Here is a 24,329-nt window from a genome sequence, read left to right as displayed (position 1 = left end):
CAGCGAGGCCGGATCCCTTTCGGTCGAGCGTAGCCCCGGCGATCATTCGTCGGTCCAGGTCGTCCTTCGGGACGCGGCGACCCAGCGTCGGCCCGGGCTTCAGATGCCGGCAACGTTCAGGCGTCGGCTTTGGCGGGTTCGGTGAGGTGGAACCAGACGCTGGTGTTGCCGGTGGTGCGCTGGAACCCCCATCGGGTGGCCAGCGCGTCCACCATGGCCAGCCCTCTGCCTGACAGGTCGTCGTCCCCGGCCGTTCGCGGCCGGGGGATCGCGGCCGACCCCCGATCGCCCACGGTGATCTTCACGCCACCGGGCACCAGAGCCACCGAGACGGCGAACTCGCCGCGCACCGCGTGCCGGATGACGTTCCCGGCCAGCTCGCTGGTCAGCAGGATCGCGTCGTCGTGACAGGGATGGTCCGGCCCGAGCAGCGCGGTGACGAACGCTCGGGCCGCCCTCACCTCCGACGGCACCGCCGAGAACGGCTGACTGAACGTCGGGCAGTCGATGGGGTCGAGCGGTGAGTCCGGCCACGTGGGCGCGTAAACCCCACGGCGCCGGTCCACGTCCGATCGCTGACGAAGGCGGCTGGTGAGCCGACCGACCACCGAGATCATCACGTGGGAACGCATCACGATCACCTTTATCCCTCCTGTCTCGATTTGTGTCTTGAGAGACCGGCGAGCGTTCCTCCGGTCCGCCGTTCGACGGTCTTCCCGTGGGACATTGCGGCATGCTTTCGATCGATCGCTTTTCGTGACCGTCTGGCGACCCTATAGTGGGTCCGAAATTCCTGCTCCGCAAGCTGCTTCAGTGAAATCCTTCCACTCAAGAACCCTTCACGGGTGATGCTGAAGTGGAGAGATGATGTAAAGGAGGACATAAAGGATGGATGTGCCGTCACTTCGGCAGCGTTGGTTGGGTGCGAAGCTCGCGGAACTACGCCTCGAAGCGGGAATTCCTTCCCTCGCCGTGGCGGCGGAGAGGTGCAGACGCTCCACTGGTTCCCTGAGCCGCATCGAGAACGGTCTGGTGGGTATTCCGCCCCGGGATATACCGCCGATTCTGGACGCATACCAGGTCACAGATCCGGCCGTCCGCCAGAAGCTGATGGTCGTCGCGGCGGAGATCCAGCAGGAGCGACGCGGGTGGTGGGTCGAACACAGCGATGCGCTGTCGCCCTCGTACGTCGATCTGATCCGGCTCGAGGCCACGGCCACCGAGATCCGCACCTACGAGACGTTCCTCATACCGGGGCTGCTGCAGACCGAGGCGTACGCCCGCGTTTTCGTGGCCGCGATGCGGGGGCTGAGCAGCGAGACCGAGGTGGAGGAGTTCGTCGCGGTGCGCATGACGCGCAAGGCGGTGCTCACAGGCGGGCGGCCGGTCGTTCTTCGGGCCCTGATCAGTGAGGCGGCGCTGCGGCATCCCATCGGCGGGGCGGAGACCTTCAGGGAGCAGATCAAGTACCTGTGCGAATGCGCGAGCCGGGCGGGCGTCACCGTCCAGGTTCTCCCGTTCACCGATCGCCCTCATCCCGGCATGTCAGGAGCTTTCACGATCCTCAAGTTGCCTCAGCTGGATGTGGTGCATATCGAGGCGATGAATACTGACATCTACCTCGAAGACGAACATGCCGTCACGCAGTACTTGCGCGCCTATGACCTGCTGTGCGAGATCGCCTGGTCGCCCGAGGAGACGGTCCGTTATCTAGCAGAATTGGCAGATACGCTGTAACCGGCACACTTCGCGCCGAAGATACCTGATAGGCCGGGAGGTCGGCGGTTGAGAGGCATTTGGCGGAAGAGTTCACGGAGCGGCGCTCAGAGCAACTGTGTGGAGGCGCGGTTCGATGGGGTCACCGTGTGGGTGCGGAACTCCAACGACGTGGGGCCGGGGCGGGCGGTGGTCGGGTTCGGGGCCGAGCGGTGGCCGGTGTTCCTGGAGGGGGTGCGGGCCGGTGAGCTGGGGCTGGACCGGCTGGGCGTCGATGCGCGGTCGGTGGCGGAGGCGACGGTCTCCCGCGACGAGCGCGGGGTGGTCGTCCAGGGCCGCGCATACGGCCCGCCGGTCGTCTACACGCCGGCCGAGTGGCAGGCGTTCCTCGACGGCGTCCGCCACGACGGAGAGTTCACCCTCACCTGGCTGAGCGAGCCGGCCACGGCTTGAGTGAGCCGGCCGCGGTCTGAGCGAGCCGGTCATGATCTGAGAGGCTGCCACGGCTTGGGCGGTTCGGGGAGTGCGGGGCGGTAACGCATCGCGTCACGAGGCGATCAACAAGCGACAGCCTCGGAACAGGCTGCACCATCTTCTCCATGTGGCGTGGCGATGCGTGCGATGGGAGTGTCTCCTGCCCGCGTGTCGATCGCGTTCTGAACCCGGGGAGCCGGCCGTGCGCAAGCTCCACCGAATCGTCACCCTTCTGCTCGCCACCCTGTTGGCCGCCGTCTCGGTGGCCGCCGTCGGACAGCCCGCCCAGGCCGACACCACCCTGCCGGTGGGCGCCTTCCGCCTGCTGAACTACGGAAGCTGGAAGTGCGTCGAGGTCGCGCCCGATTCGGCGGGGAACCTCTTCTCCAACGGCAACCGCATCTGGCAGCGGGCCTGCGACGGCTCGCCCCAGCAGTCGTGGCTGCTGACCCGCGCCGCCAACGGCCCGATCGGCGGGCTGGGCACGGTCGTCCGCTACCTGTTCGTCAATCAGTACACCGGCCGCTGCCTCGATCTCAAGGACGGCAACGCGGTCGACGGGGCGATCATCCAGCAGTGGGCGTGCAACGCCAACAGCACGACCATGCTGTGGGGGCTGTACGACGACTTCCAGAGCAGCCGGCAACTGGTCAACGCCAGGAGCGCGGACTGCCTGGACGTCCAGGGCGGCTCGCTGGCGGACCGGGCGTGGCTGCAGAACTACCACTGCACCCTCGGCAACCCGGCGCAGCACTTCTTCCTGTACCAGTGACCTCCGCTGAATGACTCCCTTCTGCGCATCATGCCCGCCACCGGCGGTCCGCTCATCCTCGGGATGCCGTCCTCGGTGGGGCCGGTGTCAGGCGAGGCCGCCGGTGACCAGGATGTTCTGACCGGTCACCCAGCGGGCGTCGGGGCCGGCCAGGAAGGCGACGACGTCGGCCACGTCGGAGGGCTGCCCGAGGCGGCGCAGCGGGGTGAGCGCCGCCGCCATCGCGAGGTTCTCCTCGGAGTTGGTACCGCGCAGCAGGTCGGTGTCGGTCGCGCCGGGGGAGACGGTGTTGACGGTGATGCCGCGCGGCCCTAGCTCCTGGGCGGCGACGGCGGTGAGCTGCTCGAGCGCCCCCTTGCTCGCCACGTACGCCGTGGTGCCTGGCGCGGGCCGCACGGTGTTGAGGGTGGAGATGTTCACGATGCGGCCGCCGTCGGGCATGTGCCGGGCGGCGTGCCGCATGGTGAGGAAGACCGCCTTGGCGTTGACCGCCATGGCTCGGTCGTACAGCTCGTCGCCGGTGTCGGCGAGGCCGGCCGGGGCGAAGGTCAGCGCCGCGTTGTTGACCAGGATGTCCACGGCGCCGAGCCGTTCCTCCGCCTCCCGCATCAGCCGCTCGGCGGCCCCTGGCTCGGCGAGGTCGGCCCGTACGACGTGGGCGGCGCCGCCCAGGTCGGCGACGGCCTTCTCGACCTCGGCCGCGGCGCCGGCGTTCTCGGCGTAGGTGAAGACGACCTGCGCGCCGTCGCGGGCCAGCCGTTCGACGATCGCGCGGCCGATGCCCCGGGAGCCTCCGGTGACGACGGCCTTCCTGCCCGAGAGCACTGTCATCGTGCCCACCTCCGTGATCGCCGGTCGAGGGTACTCCTCGAACCTAGTGCGCGGGGACGGCCCGCGCGCGGCCGGAGATCACCGGGTGCCCGGCGGGGCCGCGAACGATGGAACGGGCTGCACCACCTTCTCCACGCGGCGTGGCGATGCGGGTGACGGGAGTGCCTTCTGTCGTGCGCGTGCGTCGCGTCCTGAACTCCGGGAGAGCCGGCCGTGCGCAAGCTGCGCGGATTCGCCACCCTTCTGCTCACCACACTGTTCGCCGCCGTCTTCTGGCCGCCGCCGGCCCGCCCGGTGGCGGTCGAACCGCCCCGGGCGGGCGAGGCGGGGCGTGTGGCGAACGGCTGTACCGGGGTTCTCAGGCGGACATGAGGAGGGTGGTGTCAAGGAGGCGGTTGGCGAAGCCGGTCTCGTTGTCGTACCAGCCGTAGATCTTGGCCTGGGTGCCGCCGACGACCTTGGTGAGGCCGGCGTCGAAGATGCAGGAGGCCGGGCTGCCCACGATGTCGCTCGAGACGATCGGGTCCTCGGTGTACTCCAGGATGCCCCGTAGCGGGCCCTCGGCGGCCGCCCGGAACGCGGCGTTGATCTCCTCAGCGGTGGTTTCACGGCCGAGTTCGGCGGTCAGATCGGTGAGCGAGCCGACGGGCACCGGCACGCGGATCGAGTAGCCGTCCAGCTTGCCGCTGAGCCGGGGCAGAACCAGCCCGATGGCCTTCGCCGCGCCCGTCGTGGTCGGGATCAGGTTCAGCGCCGCCGCACGCGCACGCCGAGGGTCGCGGTGCGGTCCGTCCTGCAGGTTCTGGTCTTGCGTGTAGGCGTGGATCGTGGTCATCGCGCCCCGCTCGATCCCGAACGTGTCGTCGAGGACCTTCGCCATCGGGGCGAGACAGTTCGTCGTGCAGGAGGCGTTCGAGACGATCGTGTGGCGTTCCGGGTCGTACAGGTCGTCGTTGATGCCGATCGCCAGCGTCAGGTCCTCGTTCTTGGCGGGGGCGGAGATCAGCACCCGCTTCGCGCCGGCGTCGAGGTGCGCCCGGGCCTGGTGGGCGTCGGTGAACCGGCCGGTCGACTCCACGACGAGGTCGACGTCCAGCTCCTTCCACGGCAGCCGCGCCGGATCCCGCTCGGCCAGAACGGCGATCTTCGTGCCGTCCACCTCGATCGCGTCGTCGCCGCCCGTGACACCGGCGGGCAGAGGGCCGGCGGTCGTGTCGTACTTCAGAAGGTGCGCGAGCGTCCGCGCGTCGGTGAGGTCGTTCACGGCGACGATCTCGACGTCCTCCCGGCGTCCCAGTTGGGCTCGGAGCAGGGCGCGGCCGATGCGGCCGAAGCCGTTGATGCCCACACGCACGGTCATGGCGAACAACCTCCGTGATGTAACCAGACTATGGAGTTACATGATGGACGGCCCGATGAAACCGGTCAAGGTGGTTACCATGGCGTTGTGGAGTTCAACTTCTTCGGCGGTGACCTCGCGCTCGACCTGACCGGCACCCTCGGCAGGCGGTACGGCGGTACCCCCGTGGAGTTCCTGCACACCCCCGCCGACCTGCGCCGCTGGCTCACGGCCGCCGGCATCGCCGACCCCTCGGCCGCCACGGACGACGACGACCTCGCCACCGCCAAGATCCTGAGAGAAGCCGTCTACCGCCTCGCGTACGCCGCCATGATCGCCCACTCCAGCCGTCACACCGTGGACGGCGACACCGGCTCAGCCGCCTCGGACCGCGCTGTCGCGGCCGGCGCCGCCCTGTTCGATCCGGCCGATCGGGCCATCGTGAACCAGGCGGCCGCGGTCGCGCCGCCGCTGGTGCGCATCGACGACACCGGCGCGCTCGTCCGTACAGGGTCCACGGAGGCGTCCCTCTCGCTCGTCGCCCGCGCGGCGATCGCGCTCGTCACCGGTCCGTCTGCGGCTCAGCTGCACGAATGCGAGGGCCCCGCCTGCACCCGGATGTTCCTCGACAACTCCGCACGCGGGACCCGCCGCTGGTGCGACATGAGCCGCTGCGGCAACCGGGCCAAGGTCGCCAAGTTCCGCGCCCGTCAGCCCACATAGACGCGGTCATCACCGCGCGCGGTCCACGACCGTTCACCGGCTCGGGCGCCGTGAGCGGGCGCCGGCATCGCCGTACCACGACCCGCCGACACGGCGCCGATCACCGCATGGGCGGAGGTGGAGAGCCGAGCCCGGTGACGTGTGTGGTCACCGCATCAGTGGGACGGCGGGGTCAGGTGGTAGCGGGCCACGATGTCGGGGAGCCAGGCGGGGGTGCCGTAGGTGAGGCCGTACCTGTCGGCCAGGTCGGTGAACTCACGGGTCTGGTGGAGGTCCACGCCGGGCGTGCGCTCGGCGGAGGCGAGCAGGTCCCCCAGCTCGCGGAAGTAGGTCTCGAAGCCGCCCGGGGTGATGACCTCGATGATGCGGCCGGGCGTCGTCCCCGCGTTCCACATGGCGTGCATCTGCGCGCGTGGTTTGGTGATGTAGCCGCCTGGCCCGAGGACGACCTCCTCGTCGTCGGACCGGAAGCCGATCTGGCCCTCGACCACTATGGAGTGCTCATCCTCGCGCGTGTGACGGTGCGGCGCGGTGATCGCCCCCACGGCGAACGGGTGCTCCACGATGGCCACCAGCCCGCCGGTGTCGCGGCCGTAGAGCTTGAAGACCGCGCCGAATCCGGGGATGGCGACCGGCTCTCCGCCGCCGGGCGGCACCACCCGCACGGCCGGCGCACCGGTGGGCTCCATGAGGCCCCGCCCCCTTCGTGCCGACTCCCCTCAGAGCATCATGCCCACGACAGAGCATCATGCCCACGTTGGAACGCACGCCCACAACAGAGCGGCATGCCCAGGCTAGAGAGGCATGCCTACGACCTGGGCTTTCGCTCATACCGGAGGTGCCGGCCCGGCGCGGGGCGCCGGTCAGGCGAGGGCGGGGTCCAGGACGACGTCGCGGCCGTGGGTGGTGGGTTCCTCGGGGAAGTGGCAGGCGGTGAGGTGGCCGTCGCGGTTGCCGGTGATCTGGAGCAGCGGCGGCTCCTCGGCGGCGCACTTCTCCTTGGCCTTCCAGCACCGGGTGCGGAACCGGCAGCCGGACGGCGGGTCGATGGGCGAGGGCACGTCGCCCGCCAGCCGGATCCGCTCGGCCGGCGGGGCGCCCTCCTCGGGCAGCTCCACCTCCGGGACGGCCGACAGCAGCGCGTGGGTGTAGGGGTGACGCGGCCGCTCGTAGATCGACGTCCGGTCGCCCACCTCGACGATCTTCCCGAGGTACATGACGGCCACCCGCTGGGAGACGTGCCGCACCACGGCCAGGTCGTGGGCGATGAACAGGAACGCGATGCCGAGGTCGCGCTGGAGCTGCTGCAGCAGGTTCACCACCTGCGCCTGGATGGAGACGTCCAGCGCCGACACCGGCTCGTCGGCGACGATCAGCTTGGGGGACAGGGCGAGCGCGCGGGCGATGCCGATGCGCTGCCGCTGCCCGCCGGAGAACTCGTGCGGGAACCGGTTGTAGTGCTCGGGGTTGAGGCCGACGATCTCCAGCAGCTCCCGGACGCGCTTCTGCACGCCGCCCTCGGGCCGGATGTCGTTGATCTCCATGGGGCCGCCGACGATCGCGCCCACGGTCTGGCGCGGGTTGAGCGAGCTGTAGGGGTCCTGGAAGATCATCTGGATGTCCCGGCGGATCGGCTTGAGCTCGCGCCGCGAGCTGTGCGCGATGTCGCCGCCCTGGTAGAGGATCTTCCCGTCGGTCGGCTCGTGCAACCGGGCGACCAGCCGGCCCAGGGTGGACTTGCCGCACCCGGACTCCCCGACCAGGCCCAGCGTCTGGCCGGCGTCCACGGCCAGGTCGACGCCGTCCACGGCGTGCACCTTGCCCACCTGGTGCTTCAGGACGAACCCGCCCATGACCGGGAAGTACTTGGTCAGCCCTTCGAGTTGCAGCAGCGGCGTGGTCACGGTCGTCCCTTGATCTGTCCGAGGAATTCCTGCTTCTGGGCGAGCGTCAGGTAGCACGCGTCCCCGTGCCCGGTGGCGGGCGACAGTTCCGGCCGCTCACCGGTGCACAGCTCCGGGCCCGCGTACTTGACGTAGTCGCAGCGCGGGTGGAACGGGCAGCCGGGCGGCGGGGCGAGCATGCTGGGAGGGGTGCCCCTGATCGGCGTGAGCGGCACGTCGACCGACCCGCCGAGCCGCGGGATCGACGACAGCAGGCCCCAGGTGTAGGGGTGGCGCGGCTCGGTCAGGACCTCGCGGACGGTTCCCCGCTCGGCGGCCCGGCCCGCGTACATGACCAGCACCTGGTGCGCCGTCCTGGCGATCACGCCCAGGTCGTGGGTGATCAGGATGATCGAGGTGCCCATCTGCTGCTGCAGGTCCTTGAGCAGGTCCAGCACCTGCGCCTGGACGGTCACGTCCAGCGCCGTGGTGGGCTCGTCGGCGATCAGCAGGTCGGGGTCGCACACCAGCGCCATGGCGATCATGACGCGCTGGCGCATGCCGCCGGAGAAGTGGTGGGGGTAGTCGTCCACGCGGGTCGTGGCGTGCGGGATTCCGACCCGTTCGAGCATCTCGACGGCCCGGTCGCGGGACTCCTTCTTGCTCGCGCCCTTGTGCTTGCGGTACACCTCGCTGATCTGGCGGCCCACGGTGTGGTAGGGCGACAGGGAGGTCAGCGGGTCCTGGAAGATCATGGCGATGCGGTTGCCGCGCAGGCGCTCCATGGTCGCGCGGCTCGCGCCGATCAGCTCCTGGTCCTCGAACCAGATCTCGCCGTGCATCTCGGTGCGGTCGGTGTCGTGCAGCCCGAGGATGGCCAGGTTGGTCACCGACTTGCCCGAGCCGGACTCGCCCACGATGCCGAGCGTCGTGCCCTTCTCCACCTCGAAGGACAGCCCGTTGACGGCCCGCACCACGCCGTCCTCGGTGCTGAAGGAGACGCGCAGGTCCTGCACGGACAGGAAGGAGTCGCCCCGGCGTCCGGGGCCTGCGTCGGAGAGTGTGACGGCGGTCAAGCGGTTGCTCCTAGCTGAGCGGTCGAGCGGGTGACACCTAGCTGAGACGGACGCGCGGGTCGATGACCGCGTACATCGCGTCCACGACGACGTTGAAGACGACGATGGCGGTGGCGGCGAGCAGGACCGTCGCCATCAGCATCGGCAGGTCGGAGTTGAGGACGGCCTGGATGGACAGCCGGCCGATGCCCTGGAGGCTGAAGGTGTTCTCGGTGATGATCGCGCCGCCGATGAGCGTGCCGATGTCGATGCCGAAGATCGTGGCGATGGGAGTGAGGGTGCCCCTGAGCGCGAAGCGCAGGACCACCGTGCGGCCCGACATGCCCTTGGCCCGCGCCGTGCGGACGTAGTCCTCCGACAGTTGCTCGACCATCGTGGAGCGGGCCATGCGGGTGTAGTTCGCGGTGAAGATGATCGCGAGCACCACCCACGGCAGCAGCAGTCCGTAGGCCCACTGGAGCGGGTTGTCGGTGAAGGGCACGTACTGCGGGCGCTCGATGAGGTGCCACTGGTAGACCAGGAAGTACATGGCCAGCGTGCCGACGAAGTAGATCTGCACCGAGGCGCCGATCAGCGACGAGACACTGGCGATCTTGTCCAGCGGCCGGCCCTGGTTGAGCGCGGCGATGATGCCGGTGCCCACGCCGAACAGCAGGAAGATGACGGCGGAGCCCACGGTCAGCGAGATCGTCAGCGGCATCCGGTCGGTGATGGTGTCGAAGACCGGGGCGTGGTTGACGAAGGAGTAGCCGAGGCACGGCGCGGGGCAGTGCCCGAGCCCCTCGTAGTCCCGTCCCACGAAGACGCCGACCAGCCAGTTGACGAACTGGACGAAGATCGGCTGGTCGAAGCCCAGATTGTGCCGCGCCTGCGCGAGCGTCTCGGGCGGGCACACCTTGCCGCAGGCCAGCCGCGCCGGGTCGGCGGGGATGGCGAAGAACAGGAAGAACGTCACTGCGGCGATGATCACGAGGATGACCGCCGCGCCGAGGGTCCGGCGGGTCAGGAATCTGAGCATGGCCTGTCGATCTCAGTGGAGGTGCTCCGGGGCGCCGCGCGGCGCCCCGGAGCCGGGACTGCTAGTGCTTCACGAAGACTTCACGAAGATGGTGTCGGGCGAGACGACCCACTGGATCGGGTCGATCTCGGCGCCGCCCACCAGCGAGCCGTGCAGCTGGAGACCCACGTTGTTGAGCGCGGGCACCAGCGGGGTGATGGTCTCCATGATCTTCTTGTCCAGGTCGCCCCACGCCTTGTTGGCCTCGGTGGCGTCCGCCAGACCCTCGATGCGCTTGATCTCGGCGGTGACGGCCGGGTCGTTGAGGTGCGACTGGTTGTAGCCGCCGTCGTGGATCGGGCCGAAGATGACCGGGAACACGGTGGCCGCGGTCGGCCAGTCGGCGCCCCAGCCGCCCCAGTACATGTCCAGGCCGTTGTCCACCTTGCTGGTCGAGTCGTACCAGGTCTTGGTGTTCATCGGCTTGGCGACGATCTTGACGCCGATCTTGGCGAGCTGGTTCTTGATGGCGACCGTGATGCGCTCTTCGGTCGGGGTGTCGTTGTAGCCGTAGACCAGCGTCGGCGTCTTGTCGCTCGCCTGGGCCATCAGCTCCTTGGCCTTGGCCAGGTCGCCGTTGGGGTGCTGCTTCATGCCGAAGGCGTCGTAGTCCTGCCAGCCCGACACGCTCGGGTTGAGGATCGTGGTGTTGATCACCGAGCTGGCGGGGCCGCCGCTGATCTGCATGATCTGCTGGGTCGGCCAGGCGTAGTTGATCGCCTGCCGCAGCTTGATGTCCTTCACCCGGTCGAGGTTGAAGTAGTAGTAGTCACCGTAGGGCGAGGGCTGCTTGAGCAGGCGCGACTGCAGGTCGGCGTTCTCGACGACCTGCTGGGTCCGCTCGGCGGCGACGTGGCTGTAGAAGCTGAGGGTCTTCTTGTCGTCGCCGGTGTCGGCGACGAACCGGTCGGTCACCTGCAGCGCCTGGAAGCCGAACTCCAGGTGCCACTTGTCGGGGTAGGCGCCGCGGATCGGGTCGGTGGCCGCGTCCCAGTTGGGGTTGCGCTCCAGGTCCATCGACTTGTCGACGGTGTGCTTGGCGATGATGTACGGGCCGCTGGAGAAGGGCTCCTTGTCGTACTTCTCCTTGGTGTCCTTCGCCTTGGGCACGATGCCGTAGCCGGTCATGGCCAGGGCGTAGTTGGCGTCCGCGTGCGGCGAGGTGAAGTGGAAGACCACCGTCTTGTCATCGGGGGTCTCGATGGTGTCGAGTTCCTTGCCGCTGTACGGCCCGCCGTAGGCCTTCTTGTAGTCCTCGGCGGTCAGCCACTGCTGGATGTAGGGCGGGCCCTCGGTGATGAACGGGGCGAACAGCCGCTCCATCGTCCACTTGACGTCGGCGGAGGTGATGGCGCTGCCGTCCTGCCACTTCACCCCGTCCTTGAGGGTGAACTTCCAGGTCTTGCCGCCGTCGGACACCTGCCCGGCGTCGGTGGCGAGGTCGCCGACCACCTTGTACTCGCCCTTGGCCACGCGCTTGTAGCCGGTGAGCTGGCGGGTGATGAGCTTGTGGAAGTTGGCCGTCACGTTGTCGTAGACCCGGGCCGGGTCGAAGTGCGGGTAGTCGTCACGGTCGATCATGTTGACCGTGCCGCCCTTGACGACGCCCTCCGGCGGGATGGACGGGCCCTTGGAGTCGTCCGCCGTGCCCACCGTGACCTTCGGCGGCGCGAACAGGTCCGTCATGCTGGTCGGGGACGCGGACGCGGAGGCGCCGCCGGAGCTCGCGGGGGGTGCGCCGGCGTTGCCCTGCGAGCACGCCGCGGTGAGGGCGAGGGATCCGATGGCGAAGACGGCCAGAGCGGACCGCGTTCGTGCTGACATTTCACTCCTGGTCTTAGAGATGTGCAGGGTGCGTGGCCGGGTCAATGTCTGATCCTCGGGTCGAAGGCGTCCCGGACCGAGTCACCCAGGAGGTTGAAGGCGATGACGAAGATGAGGAGCGCGATGCCGGGGAACATCAGGTAGGTGATGTCGGACTGGTAGACCTCGGTGCCGCGCAGGAACATGCGGCCCCAGTCGGGGACCGGCTCGATCATGCCGACGCCGAGGAAGGACAGCGCCGCCTCGGAGGTGACCAGCGCCGGCAGCAGCAGCGTCGACTGGATGAGGATCGGCGTCCACAGGTTGGGCAGCAGTTCCTTGAAGATGATCCGGGCCGGAGACGCGCCGGTGACCCGGGCGGCCTCCACGAACTCCCGCTCGCGCAGCGACAGCACGTTGCCGCGCAGCAGGCGCGCCAGCCCGGCCCAGCCGAACACGGTCAAGAAGATGATCAGCGCGGCGGCGCGCAGCCACACCGGGGTCTCCTCGTCCGGCTTGACCAGGAGGTTCTCCAGCACGGGCATGAAGGCGATGATGAACAGCGTCGAGGGGAAGGACAGCAGGACGTCGATGGCGCGGCCGATGAGGTAGTCGGTGCGCCCTCCCGCGTACCCGGCGACGATGCCCACCACGATGCCGAGCACCGTCGTGATGATCGTGGCGGCCAGGGCGATCAGCAGTGAGGTGCGGATGCCGTAGACGAGTTGCGTGAACACGTCGCGGCCGAGCCCGGGTTCGATGCCGAACCAGAACTGCGAGCTGATGCCGCCGTTCGGCAGGATCGGGAAGCCGTAGGCGTTGAGCAGCCCGGGGTTGTCCAGCCCGTAGGTCGTGTAGGGGTCCTTGCCGTACACCGCCGAGATCAGCGGCGCGCCGAGCGCGACCAGGACGAAGAACACGACGATGACGGCGGAGACCACGCCCGTCTTGTCGCGGCGGAAGCGCCGCCACATGAGCTGGGCCGGCGAGCGGCCCACGAGGGTGGTCGCGCCGGTGCCGGCGGTCGCGGCCTGGACGGCGTCCACGGGGTCGGAGCCTTCGGTCCTTGCCGGAGAGGGGAGAGCCATTGTGCGGGTGCCACCCCAGAGATCTGATCGCAGTAAATCGTGACTAGAGGGAACTTTGGCAATTAATTAGCCGTTGGTCAATCTCCTGGCAGCTCGCTGAGGAGCTTTTTAACGTTCGTTGTGCAATGTCAATCAGGTTGTGTCCGCTACCCCATTGACCTGCGGTGATGGCGTACGACACACTATGGATCCCCTGTCGCGCGCTGTGTCACGATTTTGTGACACAGCCATGACCTGGTCATGACGTGACCGTCCGCATAACAGGCGTCCCCCGTGAAAGTGCCCGCTCCTGCGCGGTTCCCGGTGTGGACGGCGGAATCCGGGGTAACGCGTCACTTACGGGGTTCTGCGGAGGTGTGCGCGATGGACCACGGGCTCTTCGGTCCGCAGTCGGTGACCTGGCGGGTGATGGGGGAGCCCGTCCAGTTCGTCGGCGGCTTCCGCGCGCTGCTCATGCAGGGCCTGCACCCGCGGGCGATGCGCGGCCTGGTGCAGAACTCCGCCCTGCTGGACCCCGACGAGGCGTGGGCGCGTTTCTGGCGCACCACCGAGTTCGTCCGGGTCCGCACCTACGGCACCACGGCCGAGGCCGGCAAGGCGGGCGCCCGGGTGCGCAAGATCCACGCCAGGCTGACCGCGCACGACCCCGACACCGGCGAGGACTTCCGGCTCGACGACCCCGACGCGCTGCGCTGGGTGCACGTCGGCGAGGTCGACTCCTACCTGACGGTGGCCCGCCGCGCGGGCGTGCGGCTCAGCGCCGAGGACGCCGACCGGTTCGTCGCCGAGCAGCGGCGTTCGGCCGCGCTCGTCGGGCTGGCCGAGGACGACGTGCCCGGCTCGGTGGCCGAGATGCGCGCCTACATCGAGGCCCGGCGCCCGGGCCTGTACCTGGTGCCCGAGGCGGCCCATCCGCTGCTGCTGTCCCTGAACGCCCCGGTGCCCATGCGCCTTGCCGCGCTCAAGCCGGCCGTCCCGCTCATCACCCTGCTCGCCTTCGCCACGCTGCCGCGCTGGGCCCGGCGGCTGTACCGGCTGCCGGCGACCCCGCTGGAGGACGTGTGGGCGGGCGTGGCGCTCAAGGCGCTGTACCACGGCACGCGGGTGATCCCCGAGGGGCTGCGCTACAGCCCGGACGCCCGGCGCGCCCGGAAGCTGATGTCGGCGGCCTGACCCCGGGGGTACCCCACCTACCAAGCGCTTGTTGACCATAGGGGTTCTCGCGGGTTACGCCCGCTTTGCCGAGCGTGGCACACTGATAGCAGAGCAGCGTGCTCCGGGGTCGGTGAAATTCCGAACCGGCGGTGACAGTCCGCGACCCGGCCGAGTCCATCGGCCGGTGGACCTGGTGGAATTCCAGGACCGACGGTGAAAGTCCGGATGGGAGGAAGCGCGCGAGCGTCCGGCGATCCGTCGCCGTGCGCCTTCGTGGTGCCGTGCCGCACCCGATCACCCCGGGGCCCGCCGTGGCAAGAAAGCTACTGGCGAGTAGGAGGGGCCGGGTGGGTCGATCGTCGTATCCCGCGTGCCGCGCCGCAGAGCGCGCCGCGCCGTCCCGTGCCGTGCACATCCCGGCGTGGGTCCCCCGTGCCGCGCGCGAGGCGCGGAAGAGGCGGGCGCCCCGATGGGTTGGTCCCTCACGCACGCCACTGAACGGCCCGCGCTCCGGCCCGCCGCCGGTCGCGTCGCACAAGGAGATCTGATGTTCACAGGAATCGTCGAGGAGCTCGGCGAGATCGCCGCGGTGGAGGCGCTGCCCGACGCGGCCCGCTTCTCCGTCCGCGGCCCGGCCGTCGCCCCCGGGGCCCGCCACGGGGAGTCGATCTCGGTCAACGGGGTCTGCCTGACCGTCGTCACCGTCGAGGGCGAGACCTTCACCGCCGACGTGATGAAGGAGACCCTCGACCGCAGCTCGCTCGGCGCGCTCACCCCCGGCGACCCGGTCAACCTCGAACGGGCCGTGCGCGCCGACCAGCGGCTCGGCGGTCACATCGTCCAGGGCCACGTGGACGGCACCGGCGTCGTGCTCGCGCGCGAGCCCGCCGAGCACTGGGAGATCGTGCGGGTGTCCCTGCCCGCCGAGCTCGACCGGTACGTGGTCGAGAAGGGCTCGATCGCCGTCGACGGCGTCAGCCTCACCGTCGCCGCCGTGGAGCCCGGCGCGTTCGCCGTCAGCCTCATCCCCACCACCCTCGGCCTCACCACCCTCGGCACCAAGAAGCCCGGCGACCCGGTCAACCTCGAGGTCGACGTCATCGCCAAGTACGTCGAGAAGCTCCTCGCCCCCCGGGGACAGGGCGTGGCGTCATGAGCTGGACCGAGGCCGGGTTCGACCTGCTCGGCCAGCACGTGCTGTGGACCGACCTGGTCGGCAACATCTGCGCGCTGTCCACCGTCGTGCTCGCCATGAAGCGCACCATCTGGACCTGGCCGGTGCAGCTCGTCGGCTCGGTGCTGCTGTTCGTCGCCTCGGTCCAGGCCCACATCACCGGCAACGCGCTGAAGCAGGCGATGTTCGGCCTGCTGGCCCTCTACGGCTGGTTCCGCTGGATGCGCGGCACCAGGGACGGCGAGCCGCTGCCCGTGCGTCCCGGGCGCACCCGCGAGCGCCTCACGCTGGTCGCGGTCATGGTGGCCGCGACGGCGCTGGTCGCGCTGTTCTTCTCGGTCACCGGCTGGTCGTGGGCGCCGCTCCCGGACGCCTACATCTTCGTCGGCAGCGCGATCGCGACCTACGCCCAGGGCAGGGCCCTGATCGACTTCTGGTGGATCTGGATCGCCGTCGACCTCGTCGGCGTGCCCCTGGCGTTCGGTTCGGGCCTGGTCGTCTCCGGCGTCGTCTACGGGATCTTCTTCGTCATGGTCCTGCTCGGGATCCGCGAATGGCGGCGGCAGTACAGCCGCGGACTGGAGGTGGCAACGGCATGAGCGACATCACGCTGGACCCGATCGAGCGGGCGATCGAGGACATCGGCCGCGGCAGGCCGGTGGTCGTCGTCGACGACGAGAACCGCGAGAACGAGGGCGACATCATCTTCGCCGCCTCCAAGGCGACCCCGGAGCTGCTGGCCTTCACCATCCGCTACACCAGCGGCGTGATCTGCGTCCCCATGCTCGGGCGGGACCTGGACCGCCTCGGCCTGCCGCTCATGGTCCACCAGAACCGCGAGCGGCTGCGCACCGCCTACACCATCAGCGTGGACGCCCGCGACGGGGTGAGCACCGGCATTTCGGCCGCCGACCGCGCCAAGACCATCCGCACGCTGGCGGACTCGGCCACCGAGCCGTTCGAGCTGGCGCGGCCGGGCCACATCTTCCCGCTGCGCTACCACGAGGGCGGCGTGCTCGCCCGGCGCGGCCACACCGAGGCCGCCGTCGACCTCGCCCGGCTGGCCGGGCTCACCCCCGCCGGAGTGCTGGCCGAGATCGTCAACGACGACGGGACGATGGCGCGCCTGCCCGAGCTGCGGGTGTTCGCCGACGAGCACGACCTTGCGCTGGTGTCCATCGAGCAGCTCGCCGAGTACCGCCGCCGCACCGAGCGGGTGGTCCAGCGGGTCGCGGTCACCGAGATCCCCAACCGCTACGGCGTGTGGCGGGCCTACGGCTTCGCCAGCGGCATCGACGGCGGCGAGCACCTCGCCCTGGTGTACGGCGACCTCGGCGACGGGGAGAACATCCTGGTCCGCGCCCACAGCGAGTGCCTGACCGGGGACGTCCTGGGTTCGCTGCGCTGCGACTGCGGGGTGCAGCTCGACCACGCCATGCGCGCGGTCGCCGCCGAGGGCAGGGGAGTGATCGTCTACCTGCGCGGGCACGAGGGCCGCGGCATCGGCCTGCTGGCCAAGCTCCGGGCCTACAGCCTGCAGGACAACGGCAGCGACACCGTGGACGCCAACCTGGAGCTCGGCCTGCCGGTGGACGCCCGCGAGTTCTCCAACGCCGGCCAGATGCTGGCCGACCTCGGGGTCAAGTCGGTGCGCGTGCTGACCAACAACCCGGCCAAACTGCGCGGGCTGGACGGCTACGGCATCAAGGTGCTCGGCCGCGAGGCCATGCCCGCCGCCGCCAACCAGTACAACATCAAGTACCTGACGGCCAAGCGCGACCGCCTCGGCCACCAGATCGAAGGCGTCCGATGAGCCGGCCCACGCCGGCCTCGGCGAGAGAGGAGCACCGGTGAGCGGTACCGGACGGCCCCAGGCCGCCCCCGTCGTCGCCGAGGGACTGCGGGTCGGCATCGTCGCGGCCCGCTGGCACCAGGAGATCACCGACCAGCTGGTGGCTCGCGCGGAGCAGGCGGCCAAGGAGTGCGGGGCCGAGTGGGTCACCGTCCGGGTCGCGGGCTCCCTGGAGGTCCCGGTCGTCGCCCAGGCCCTGGCGCGGCGCTGCGACGCGGTCGTCGCCCTCGGCGTGGTCGTCCGCGGCGAGACCGCCCACTTCCAGTACGTCTGCGACTCGGTCACATCCGGACTGACCCGGGTGTCCCTGGACGAGTCGACTCCGGTGGGCAACGGGGTGCTGACATGTGACAACCTTGATCAGGCCGTCGACCGGGCGGGCCTCCCCGGCAGCCATGAGGACAAGGGGTACGAGGCCACGGTCGCGGCGCTCGAGACAGCGATGGTGCTGCGTGACCTGAAGGGATGAGCGATTTGCCGCGCCGTTCAACCTGCCGACCGGCCCGCCGGCCGACCTGCCGCCACCGTCGGACGGGCCGTCGTGCCTGACACGGAGCAGACGCCGCCCCTGCCGATGACCTGGCGTCCGCGCCGGGCCATGATCCTGGCCTACGGGTTCGCCACGGTGATGGTCGTGGGGTCGCTCGTGCTGGCCCTGGTGCTCCCGGCGCCGTTCAAGCTGCCCGACCGCATCGGCCTGGTGGCCTTCGGGTGCCTGGTCGGCTTCATCCTCCACCTGCTCGGCCGGCTGCGGGTGGAGGCCGACGACCGCGGCATCACCGTCGTCAACGCCGTGCGCGTCCACCGGTACGAGTGGCCCGAGGTGCTCGGCGTGACCATGCCCGAGGGTGAGCCGTGGCCCAAGCTCGACCTGGCCGACGGGTCCAGCGTCGGCGCCATGGGCATCCAGGGCGCCGAGAAGGCCCGCTCCCGCAAGGCCGTGGCCGAACTCCGCGCCCTCATCCACACCTACGGCGAAGCCCCCGACCGCGGCTGAAGAAGAGGGGGACATGCCGGAGGCCGGTGACCGGGACGGAGGGCGGGTTCGGGGCGCCTCGGCGGTGGAGTCCAGGCAGGACCTGTCAGGTTTCGGACCCAGGTGACAGGGTGCGCGTGTCGTCCGGACGATCGCCGGAGCCCGGTGCGTCGCCGGCTCCGCCGGGGGGCTCGGCGGCGCGGGTGGCACGGGCGCCCAGTTCGCGCAGATACGCCGCTAGCTCGGGCGGCTCGTGCACCTCGAACTCGCAGCCCAGCATGAGCAGGCGCGCCGCCGTCCACTCCAGGGTGTCGGCCGGTCCGCGCAGCCGGCAGCTACGCTCGCCGACCGGTTCGACCTCTCCCGCGGCGGGGCCGAGCCGGCTTCTCACCTGGCCTGCCGGAAGGTGCAAGGTCGCTACCACCTGGTAGGTCGGCGCGAGCGAGTACATCTTGCCGCTGATGAACGCGGCCGCGTCCTGTTCGGGCGGCACACGGGCCGGGACCCGCACGCCGGTCGCCTGCGGCTCGCCGATGCGGTCGACGCGGAAGAAGCGCCAGTCGTCGCGGTCGTTGTCGTACGCCAGCAGATACCAGCGGCGCCCCGCCGCCACCAGGCGGTACGGCTCGGTCAGGCGCCTGGTCTCGGTGCCGTCGCCGGACCGGTAGGCGAAGCGCAGGCGTTCACGGTTGGTGGCGGCCGCGGCGAGCACCACCAGATTCCGCGGGTCGACGGGCGCCTCGCCTCCGGGTGGCATCGTCACGGTCGCCGCGGCGAGCACGCCTGCTCGGTGCCGCAGCCGGGACGGCAGAACCTGCTCCAGCTTGGCCAGAGCACGTACCGACGCCTCCTCGATGCCGGCCACCGGATGCGAGGCCGCGGTGCGCAGGCCCACGGCGATGGCCACCGCCTCCTCGTCGTCCAGCAGCAACGGCGGCATGGCCGTGCCCGCGGCGAGCCGATAGCCGCCCACCGCGCCCATCGCCGCCCGCACCGGATATCCCAGCTCGCGCAGGCGGTCGATGTCGCGGCGGACGGTGCGGCGGCTGACCCCGAGGCGCCCGGCCAACTCGCTCCCCGGCCAGTCGCGCGGACTCTGCAGCAATGACAGCAGATCGAGCAGGCGTGCGGGCATGTCTCCCATGCCTCCAGCATGCCCGGCCATGTAGGTCAGGATCCGGCCTACATGGCCTCTAGCGTCGATCCCGTCATCGCGGCACATCGGGAGAGAAGCATGAGCACCCACATTCGTCCCTTCCAGATCGACATCGCCCAGGCCGACCTGGACGACCTGCACCACCGGCTGGACCGCACCCGGTGGCCTCGCGAACTGCCCGGCGACGGATGGGCTCGCGGCGTCCCCGTCACCTACCTCCGGGAACTGGCCCGCTACTGGCGCGAGGAGTACGACTGGCGCACGCACGAGGCGCGACTGAACGGGTTCGCGCAGTTCATGACCGAGATCGACGGTCAGGAGATCCATTTCCTGCACGTGCGCTCAGCCGAGCCCGACGCTCTCCCGCTCATCCTCACGCACGGCTGGCCGAACTCGTTCGCGGAGTTCGCCCATCTCATCGGCCGGCTCACCGATCCCCGCGCGCACGGCGGTGATCCCGCCGAAGCGTTCCATGTCGTCGTGCCCTCCCTGCCGGGCTTCGGCTTCTCCGCACCGCCGCGCGGGACAGGATGGACCGCGGCGCGCGTGGCGCGCGTCTGGACGGAGCTGATGCGCCGTCTCGGTTACGAGCGGTACGGCGCGCAGGGCGGAGATTTCGGCGCCTACGTCGCGCCGGAGGTGGCCAAGGCCGCTCCTGACCACGTGGCCGGCGTCTACGTCGTCAGCGGCCTCGGCTTCCCCACCGAGAAGGACCTTCCGGACATGACCGAGGAGGAGCGGGCGGCCTTCGCGTGGTTTCAGCGGCAGGATTGGATGAACGGAGTCGACCACCATGCGCTGTTGCGCGCGGCGCCGCAGACCTTCGCCTACGGATGGCACGACTCCCCGATCGCGGCACTGGCCTGGATGACGCAGAAGTTCCACGAGTTCAACGCCTCCGGCAGGCCGCTCGAGCAGGTGATCGACCGCGACCTGTTCCTCACCAACGTGAGCCTGTACTGGTTCACCGGGACGTTCGGGACGTCGGCCTGGCCGTACTACGACAGCACCGGTTTCGGCTGGCCGGAAGGACAGATGGCCGTACCGACCGGCGTCTACAGCGGACCGCCCGGAATCCGCCGGCTCGCCGAACGCCACAACACCATCGTCCACTGGCCGCAGGACAACCCCGGCGGCCACCACTTCATCGCCATGGACCAGCCGGACCACCTCGCCGCCGACGTCCGCGCGTTCTTCGCCAAGGTCCGCTGACCGTCGCGGAACGGCCGCGTCGTCCTCGCCGGGCGCCGCGGCCCGCCCGTGGCCCAGGCCGGGCACAAGGGGCCGGCCCGGGCCACCAAGAGACGGGCACATCCGCGCGAGCCACGCGCTGAAGATCTGAAGCGGGCGGATACCACGGAGAGGGAAGGAGGGCGGGTCAGACGGTGACGGGGGTGAGGGCGCGGTCCAGGGCGCCGCGGCGGTGGAGTTCGGGCAGGACGCCTTCGCCGAACCAGTAGGCCTCCTCCAGGTGCGGGTAGCCCGACAGGACGAACTCGGTGATGCCCAGGGCGGCGTACTCCTCGATGAGACCGGCCACCTCGGCGTGGCTGCCCACCAGCGCGGTGCCCGCGCCGCCGCGCACCAGGCCGACCCCCGCCCACAGGTTCGGGTACACCTCCAGCTCGTGCGGGTCGCCGCCGTCGCGCCGGTAGCCCTCGTGCAGCGCCAGCATGCGCTTCTGCCCGACCGACTCGCTGCGGGCCAGAGTGCGCTGCGCGGCCGCGATGTCGGCGGGGTCGATGCGCGACAGCAGGCGACCGGCCTCGGCCCACGCCTCCTCGGAGGTGTCCCGGGTGATCACGTGCAGCCGGATGCCGAACCGCAGCGTGCGCCCCTGCTCGGCGGCCAGCCCGCGCACCCAGGCGAGCTTCTCGGCGACCTGGGCGGGCGGTTCGCCCCAGGTGAGGTAGGTCTGCACGTGCCGGGCCGCGACCGCGCCCGCCGCCGGGGATGATCCGCCGAAGTACAGCTCGGGCACCGGGTCGGGCGCCTCGGCGACCGTGGCGCCCTCCACCTGGTAGTAGGCGCCGGAGAAGTCGCACGGGACGCCGCTCCACGCCCCGCGCACCACCGTCAGGAACTCGTCGGTGCGCGCGTACCGCTCGTCCTTGGACAGGTGGTCGCCGAAGCGGCGCTGCTCGGCGCCCTCGCCGCCGGTGACGATGTTGAGCAGGAGCCGGCCGCCGGAGATGCGCTGGTAGGTGGCGGCCATCTGCGCCGCGAGCGTGGGGGACAGGAAGCCGGGACGGAAGGCGACCAGGAACTTCAGCCGCGTGGTCTGCTGCGTGAGCGCCGCGGTGACCAGCCAGGCGTCCTCGCACCAGGTGCCGGTCGGGGTGAGCACCGCCTCGAACCCGAGCTGCTCGGCCGAGCGGGCGATCTGCCCGAGGTAGTCGACCGACGGGGGCCGGTAGGCGGCCGCGGCGCTGCGGCCGTGGCCGCGCGAGAGCCCGTGGCCCCCGCCGATGATCGCCCTGCTGTCTCCGGAGGTGGGCAGGAACCAGTGGAACTTCAGGGTCATGGCTCAGGCGTCCTTCGTGACGATGTCGTTGAAGCGGCGGTCGGTGTAGTCGGCGAAGGCGACCTTGCCCGGGATCAGCCCCTCGGCGGTGAAGGCGTCGGCCATCTCCTGCTCGGAGGCGATGACGGTGTCGTCGATGGGTACCGGGGTGGTGGTGCGGTTGCCCGCGGCGGCGGTGGTGACCGGGAGCGGCAGGCCCGTCTCCTTCGCCCAGACCTTCGCCCACTCGGCCTGGTGGGTGTTGGCCCAGAGCTTGGCGCGCCGCAGCCGGGCGAGGTAGTCGCGGATCGCTCCGGCCTTGGCCTGGTCGGCGAGCGCGGCCCGTCCGGCGACCTGGAAGGCGTAGCCGTTGGCGTAGCCCTCGCCGTCGACCAGCACCTTGGCGGCGTTGCCGAGGCGGGCCTGTGAGGTGTAGGGGTCCCAGATGGCCCAGGCGTCGACGCGCCCGGAGGTGAAGGCGGCCAGCGCGTCGGCGGGCTGCAGGTAGCTCACCGTGATGTCCTTGAAGGACAGGTTCTCCTTCTTCAGCACGGCGAGCAGGTGGTAGTGGGCCGAGCTTCCCTTGGCGACCGCGACGCGCCTGCCCTTCAGCTGGGCGGGGGAGGTGATGGCCGACCCTGACGGCACCAGGACGGCCGACCCGGCGACGCTCTGCTTCTCGGCCGCCACCACGGCGATCTTCGAGCCGGCGGCGGCGGCGAAGATCGGCGGGGTGTTGCCGACCCCGCCGAGGTCCACGCCCCCGGCGTTGACGGCCTCGAGCAGGGGCGGCCCGGAGGTGAACTGGGCCCAGGTGATCTTGTAGGGCGTTCCGCTCAGCTCTCCGGCCGCCGTGAGCAGCGCCCGTGACCCGGCCTTCTGGTCGCCGACCCTGAGGGTGACCCCTGCCGGGCCGGTCTCGGCTGCGCCGGCTGCGCCGTCTCGGGTGGCGCCGGCGCAGGCGGTGAGCGCCGCCGCCAGGCCAAGGGCGGCGAGCAGCCGTACGGCCTTGGTGATCATCATGTTCCCTCCGGGGTGACGCGGGACCCGGCGGTCATCGCCGGCCTTCGGTGACGGCGTGGCGGGGGTCGTGCGGGGGGTCGTGGGGGGCGGGGGCGGGGCCGCCCTCGGCGCCCACGCCGAGGGCGGTGAGCAGGCGGTCGCGCAGGGAGACCAGTTCCGGGTGGTCGCGGTGCCGGGGGCGGGCCGCGCCGATGACCTCCTCGTGGGCGATCCCGCCGTCCTGGAGCACCAGCACGCGGTCGGCGAGGACCAGGGCCTCGTCCACGTCGTGGGTGACCAGCAGGACGGCCGGCCGGTGCGCCTGCCACAGCCGAAGGACGAGCCGGTGGACGGTGATGCGGGTGAGCGCGTCCAGCGCGCTGAACGGCTCGTCGAGCAGCAGCAGCTCCGGCTCCCTGACCAGTGCGCGGGCCAGGCTGGCGCGCTGGGCCTCCCCGCCCGACAGCGTCAGCGGCCAGGCGCCCGCCCGCTCGGTGAGGCCGACCTCCGACAGCGCCCGCCGCGCGCGCTCCTCGGCGCCGGGCCCGGACAGGCCGAGGGTGATGTTGGCCAGCACGCGCTTCCACGGCACCAGGCGCGGCTCCTGGAAGGCGACGGCCACCGAGCCGGTCACCGACAGCTCGCCTTCGGCGCCGCCGTCCAGGCCGGCCAGCGCCCGAAGGAGCGTGGACTTGCCCGAGCCGCTGCGGCCCAGCAGGGCGATGAACTCGCCGGGGGCGATGTCCAGGTCGAGCCCGTCCAGCACGGCCCGCTCGCCGAAGCGCCGGGTCAGGCCCCGGATGACGGCTACTCGCCCAGGAACCCGCGTCGCCACGACAGCGCCCTCCTTTCCATGAGCCGCACGGCCGCGTCGGTGAGCAGTCCGAGGGCGCTGTAGACGAGCAGGCCGACGACGATGACGTCGGTGCGCAGGAACTCCCGCGCGTCGTTGATCATGAAGCCGAGGCCGGCGTCCGCGTTGACCTGCTCGGCCACGATGAGCGCGAGCCAGGCGACGCCGAGGCTCTGGCGCAGGCCGACCAGCGTCTGCGGCAGCGCGCCGGGGAGCACGATGTGCCGGACCAGGGCGGCGCGGCCGAGTTTCAGCGTGCGGGCCAGCTCGGCGAGCTTGCCGTCCACGCCGCGGACGCCCGCGAAGGTGTTGAGATAAAGGGGGAAGGAGACCGCGAGCGCCACCAGGGCCACCTTGGGCGTCTCGCCGATGCCGAACCACAGGATGAACAGCGGGATGAGCCCGAAGAACGGCAGGGCGCGCAGCATCTGCATGAGCGGGTCGACGGCGTGCTCGCCGGCCCTGCTCAGCCCGGCGGCCAGGGCCAGCAGCACGCCGCAGGCGCCGCCGAGCACGAAGCCGGCGGCCACGCGCTGGAGCGAGACGGCGATGGCCTCGGGCAGGGTGCCGCTGGTGACCAGGCCGCCGGCGGTGACGGCGATCGTCGTGGGGGAGGCCAGCAGGCGTGCGGGCAGCAGGCCCGTGGCGCTGGCGGCCTGCCAGAGGGCCACGGCGGCCAGCGGACTGAGCCACCGCCGCCATGCCCCGGAGTGTCCGGTGGCGGGGGTGGAGCGTGGGCGGGGCGGCCGGTGGGTGGTCACCAGGGGGGCGGCCGGTCCGCGCACCGTCTGGGCGTCCAGTGCGGGGGAGGACATGGGAGGACCTCGCAGGATCGTCGCGTGGGGGCGTCCCCTCATGGTTGCCCCCTAAACCTACCAAGTCAATAGGTAATTCGC

At 70.6% G+C, this 24,329-nt stretch carries 25 protein-coding genes and 1 riboswitch; of the genes, 11 read left to right on the top strand and 14 right to left on the bottom strand.

The window, feature by feature from the left end; translation table 11 throughout:
• Nucleotides 1–116 precede the first annotated feature (116 nt).
• Nucleotides 117–632, bottom strand: coding sequence for an ATP-binding protein (locus ACWEN6_RS35855; protein ID WP_452576456.1), 516 nt, complete (start codon nt 630–632; stop codon nt 117–119).
• Nucleotides 633–888: 256 nt separating this feature from the next.
• Between ACWEN6_RS35855 and ACWEN6_RS35850 the strand changes: the two genes are divergently transcribed.
• The 3 genes from ACWEN6_RS35850 to ACWEN6_RS35840 all read left to right on the top strand — a co-directional run bounded on the left by ACWEN6_RS35850 (nt 889) and on the right by ACWEN6_RS35840 (nt 2,962).
• Nucleotides 889–1,737, top strand: a complete 849-nt coding sequence (locus ACWEN6_RS35850; RefSeq protein ID WP_452576455.1) for a helix-turn-helix domain-containing protein — start codon at nt 889–891, stop codon at nt 1,735–1,737.
• 48 nt (nt 1,738–1,785) lie between these two features.
• Nucleotides 1,786–2,169, top strand: coding sequence for a DUF397 domain-containing protein (locus ACWEN6_RS35845; RefSeq protein WP_452576454.1), 384 nt, complete (start codon nt 1,786–1,788; stop codon nt 2,167–2,169).
• 223 nt (nt 2,170–2,392) lie between these two features.
• Nucleotides 2,393–2,962: an RICIN domain-containing protein gene (locus ACWEN6_RS35840; protein WP_452576453.1), complete on the top strand. Its 570-nt coding sequence runs from the start codon at nt 2,393–2,395 to the stop codon at nt 2,960–2,962.
• An 87-nt stretch (nt 2,963–3,049) separates the two neighbouring features.
• On the opposite strand, the gene ACWEN6_RS35835 is transcribed toward ACWEN6_RS35840, so the two are convergent.
• Both ACWEN6_RS35835 and gap read right to left on the bottom strand, forming a co-directional pair.
• On the bottom strand, nt 3,050–3,793 hold the full coding sequence (locus ACWEN6_RS35835; protein WP_452576452.1) for an SDR family NAD(P)-dependent oxidoreductase: 744 nt from the start codon (nt 3,791–3,793) through the stop codon (nt 3,050–3,052).
• 358 nt (nt 3,794–4,151) lie between these two features.
• Nucleotides 4,152–5,153 carry a type I glyceraldehyde-3-phosphate dehydrogenase gene (gap, locus tag ACWEN6_RS35830; RefSeq protein ID WP_452576451.1) on the bottom strand — a complete coding sequence of 334 codons (1,002 nt, stop codon included), beginning with the start codon at nt 5,151–5,153 and terminating at the stop codon, nt 4,152–4,154.
• Between the two features lie 87 nt (nt 5,154–5,240).
• Here gap and ACWEN6_RS35825 point away from each other — a divergent pair, with 87 nt between their 5' ends.
• On the top strand, nt 5,241–5,855 hold the full coding sequence (locus tag ACWEN6_RS35825) for a CGNR zinc finger domain-containing protein (RefSeq protein ID WP_452576450.1): 615 nt from the start codon (nt 5,241–5,243) through the stop codon (nt 5,853–5,855).
• Between the two features lie 155 nt (nt 5,856–6,010).
• On the opposite strand, the gene ACWEN6_RS35820 is transcribed toward ACWEN6_RS35825, so the two are convergent.
• From ACWEN6_RS35820 to ACWEN6_RS35795, 6 genes are all read right to left on the bottom strand, one after another.
• Entirely contained in the window at nt 6,011–6,544 is a 534-nt protein-coding gene (locus ACWEN6_RS35820) for a cupin domain-containing protein (RefSeq protein WP_452576449.1), read from the bottom strand.
• A 174-nt stretch (nt 6,545–6,718) separates the two neighbouring features.
• Nucleotides 6,719–7,708 carry an ABC transporter ATP-binding protein gene (locus tag ACWEN6_RS35815; RefSeq protein WP_452576483.1) on the bottom strand — a complete coding sequence of 330 codons (990 nt, stop codon included), beginning with the start codon at nt 7,706–7,708 and terminating at the stop codon, nt 6,719–6,721.
• Between the two features lie 47 nt (nt 7,709–7,755).
• Nucleotides 7,756–8,814, bottom strand: coding sequence for an ABC transporter ATP-binding protein (locus ACWEN6_RS35810; protein ID WP_452576448.1), 1,059 nt, complete (start codon nt 8,812–8,814; stop codon nt 7,756–7,758).
• Between the two features lie 37 nt (nt 8,815–8,851).
• Nucleotides 8,852–9,832 carry an ABC transporter permease gene (locus ACWEN6_RS35805; RefSeq protein ID WP_452576447.1) on the bottom strand — a complete coding sequence of 327 codons (981 nt, stop codon included), beginning with the start codon at nt 9,830–9,832 and terminating at the stop codon, nt 8,852–8,854.
• A gap of 69 nt (nt 9,833–9,901) precedes the next feature.
• Nucleotides 9,902–11,695, bottom strand: a complete 1,794-nt coding sequence (locus ACWEN6_RS35800; RefSeq protein WP_354928379.1) for an ABC transporter substrate-binding protein — start codon at nt 11,693–11,695, stop codon at nt 9,902–9,904.
• A gap of 41 nt (nt 11,696–11,736) precedes the next feature.
• Complete coding sequence (locus tag ACWEN6_RS35795; protein WP_354850206.1) at nt 11,737–12,720, bottom strand: ABC transporter permease; 984 nt, start codon at nt 12,718–12,720, stop codon at nt 11,737–11,739.
• A gap of 405 nt (nt 12,721–13,125) precedes the next feature.
• On the opposite strand from ACWEN6_RS35795, the gene ACWEN6_RS35790 reads away from it, so the two are divergent.
• The 6 genes from ACWEN6_RS35790 (at nt 13,126) to ACWEN6_RS35765 (ending at nt 17,940) form a co-directional block, all read left to right on the top strand.
• Nucleotides 13,126–13,935, top strand: a complete 810-nt coding sequence (locus ACWEN6_RS35790) for an oxygenase MpaB family protein (RefSeq protein ID WP_452576446.1) — start codon at nt 13,126–13,128, stop codon at nt 13,933–13,935.
• Nucleotides 13,936–14,029: 94 nt separating this feature from the next.
• Nucleotides 14,030–14,160, top strand: a riboswitch (FMN riboswitch).
• Between the two features lie 304 nt (nt 14,161–14,464).
• Nucleotides 14,465–15,073, top strand: coding sequence for a riboflavin synthase (locus ACWEN6_RS35785; RefSeq protein WP_354850212.1), 609 nt, complete (start codon nt 14,465–14,467; stop codon nt 15,071–15,073).
• Nucleotides 15,070–15,690 carry a nicotinamide riboside transporter PnuC gene (pnuC, locus tag ACWEN6_RS35780; protein WP_354850215.1) on the top strand — a complete coding sequence of 207 codons (621 nt, stop codon included), beginning with the start codon at nt 15,070–15,072 and terminating at the stop codon, nt 15,688–15,690. Before ACWEN6_RS35785 ends, pnuC begins: the two co-directional genes overlap by 4 nt.
• Nucleotides 15,687–16,904, top strand: a complete 1,218-nt coding sequence (locus tag ACWEN6_RS35775) for a bifunctional 3,4-dihydroxy-2-butanone-4-phosphate synthase/GTP cyclohydrolase II (RefSeq protein ID WP_354928391.1) — start codon at nt 15,687–15,689, stop codon at nt 16,902–16,904. The genes pnuC and ACWEN6_RS35775 overlap by 4 nt, the downstream gene beginning before the upstream one ends.
• A 37-nt stretch (nt 16,905–16,941) precedes the next feature.
• Nucleotides 16,942–17,412 carry a 6,7-dimethyl-8-ribityllumazine synthase gene (gene ribH / locus ACWEN6_RS35770; RefSeq protein WP_354850221.1) on the top strand — a complete coding sequence of 157 codons (471 nt, stop codon included), beginning with the start codon at nt 16,942–16,944 and terminating at the stop codon, nt 17,410–17,412.
• A 72-nt stretch (nt 17,413–17,484) separates the two neighbouring features.
• Nucleotides 17,485–17,940 (top strand): PH domain-containing protein, encoded by a 456-nt coding sequence (locus ACWEN6_RS35765; protein WP_354850224.1) that lies wholly within the window; start codon nt 17,485–17,487, stop codon nt 17,938–17,940.
• Nucleotides 17,941–18,025: 85 nt separating this feature from the next.
• Here ACWEN6_RS35765 and ACWEN6_RS35760 read toward each other — a convergent pair whose 3' ends face one another.
• Nucleotides 18,026–19,063, bottom strand: coding sequence for a helix-turn-helix transcriptional regulator (locus ACWEN6_RS35760; protein WP_452576445.1), 1,038 nt, complete (start codon nt 19,061–19,063; stop codon nt 18,026–18,028).
• Between the two features lie 90 nt (nt 19,064–19,153).
• Between ACWEN6_RS35760 and ACWEN6_RS35755 the strand changes: the two genes are divergently transcribed.
• Nucleotides 19,154–20,287: an epoxide hydrolase family protein gene (locus ACWEN6_RS35755; protein ID WP_452576444.1), complete on the top strand. Its 1,134-nt coding sequence runs from the start codon at nt 19,154–19,156 to the stop codon at nt 20,285–20,287.
• A 166-nt stretch (nt 20,288–20,453) separates the two neighbouring features.
• Here the strand turns inward: ACWEN6_RS35755 and ACWEN6_RS35750 are convergent, their stop codons facing one another.
• From ACWEN6_RS35750 to ACWEN6_RS35735, 4 genes are read right to left on the bottom strand one after another with little or no spacing between them, the layout of a single operon-like run.
• Complete coding sequence (locus tag ACWEN6_RS35750; RefSeq protein ID WP_452576443.1) at nt 20,454–21,599, bottom strand: LLM class flavin-dependent oxidoreductase; 1,146 nt, start codon at nt 21,597–21,599, stop codon at nt 20,454–20,456.
• 3 nt (nt 21,600–21,602) lie between these two features.
• Nucleotides 21,603–22,601, bottom strand: a complete 999-nt coding sequence (locus ACWEN6_RS35745; RefSeq protein ID WP_452576442.1) for an ABC transporter substrate-binding protein — start codon at nt 22,599–22,601, stop codon at nt 21,603–21,605.
• Nucleotides 22,602–22,632: 31 nt separating this feature from the next.
• Nucleotides 22,633–23,415: an ABC transporter ATP-binding protein gene (locus ACWEN6_RS35740; RefSeq protein ID WP_452576441.1), complete on the bottom strand. Its 783-nt coding sequence runs from the start codon at nt 23,413–23,415 to the stop codon at nt 22,633–22,635.
• The gene (locus tag ACWEN6_RS35735) at nt 23,388–24,248 is read right to left on the bottom strand and encodes an ABC transporter permease (RefSeq protein ID WP_452576440.1); all 861 of its coding nucleotides are present in this window, start codon (nt 24,246–24,248) and stop codon (nt 23,388–23,390) included. Before ACWEN6_RS35735 ends, ACWEN6_RS35740 begins: the two co-directional genes overlap by 28 nt.
• Nucleotides 24,249–24,329 lie beyond the last annotated feature (81 nt).

This window comes from Sphaerisporangium sp. NPDC004334, assembly GCF_053602655.1.
Note: the sequence above shows the minus strand (reverse complement) of the source record. Positions and strands in the feature narration are given on the sequence as shown.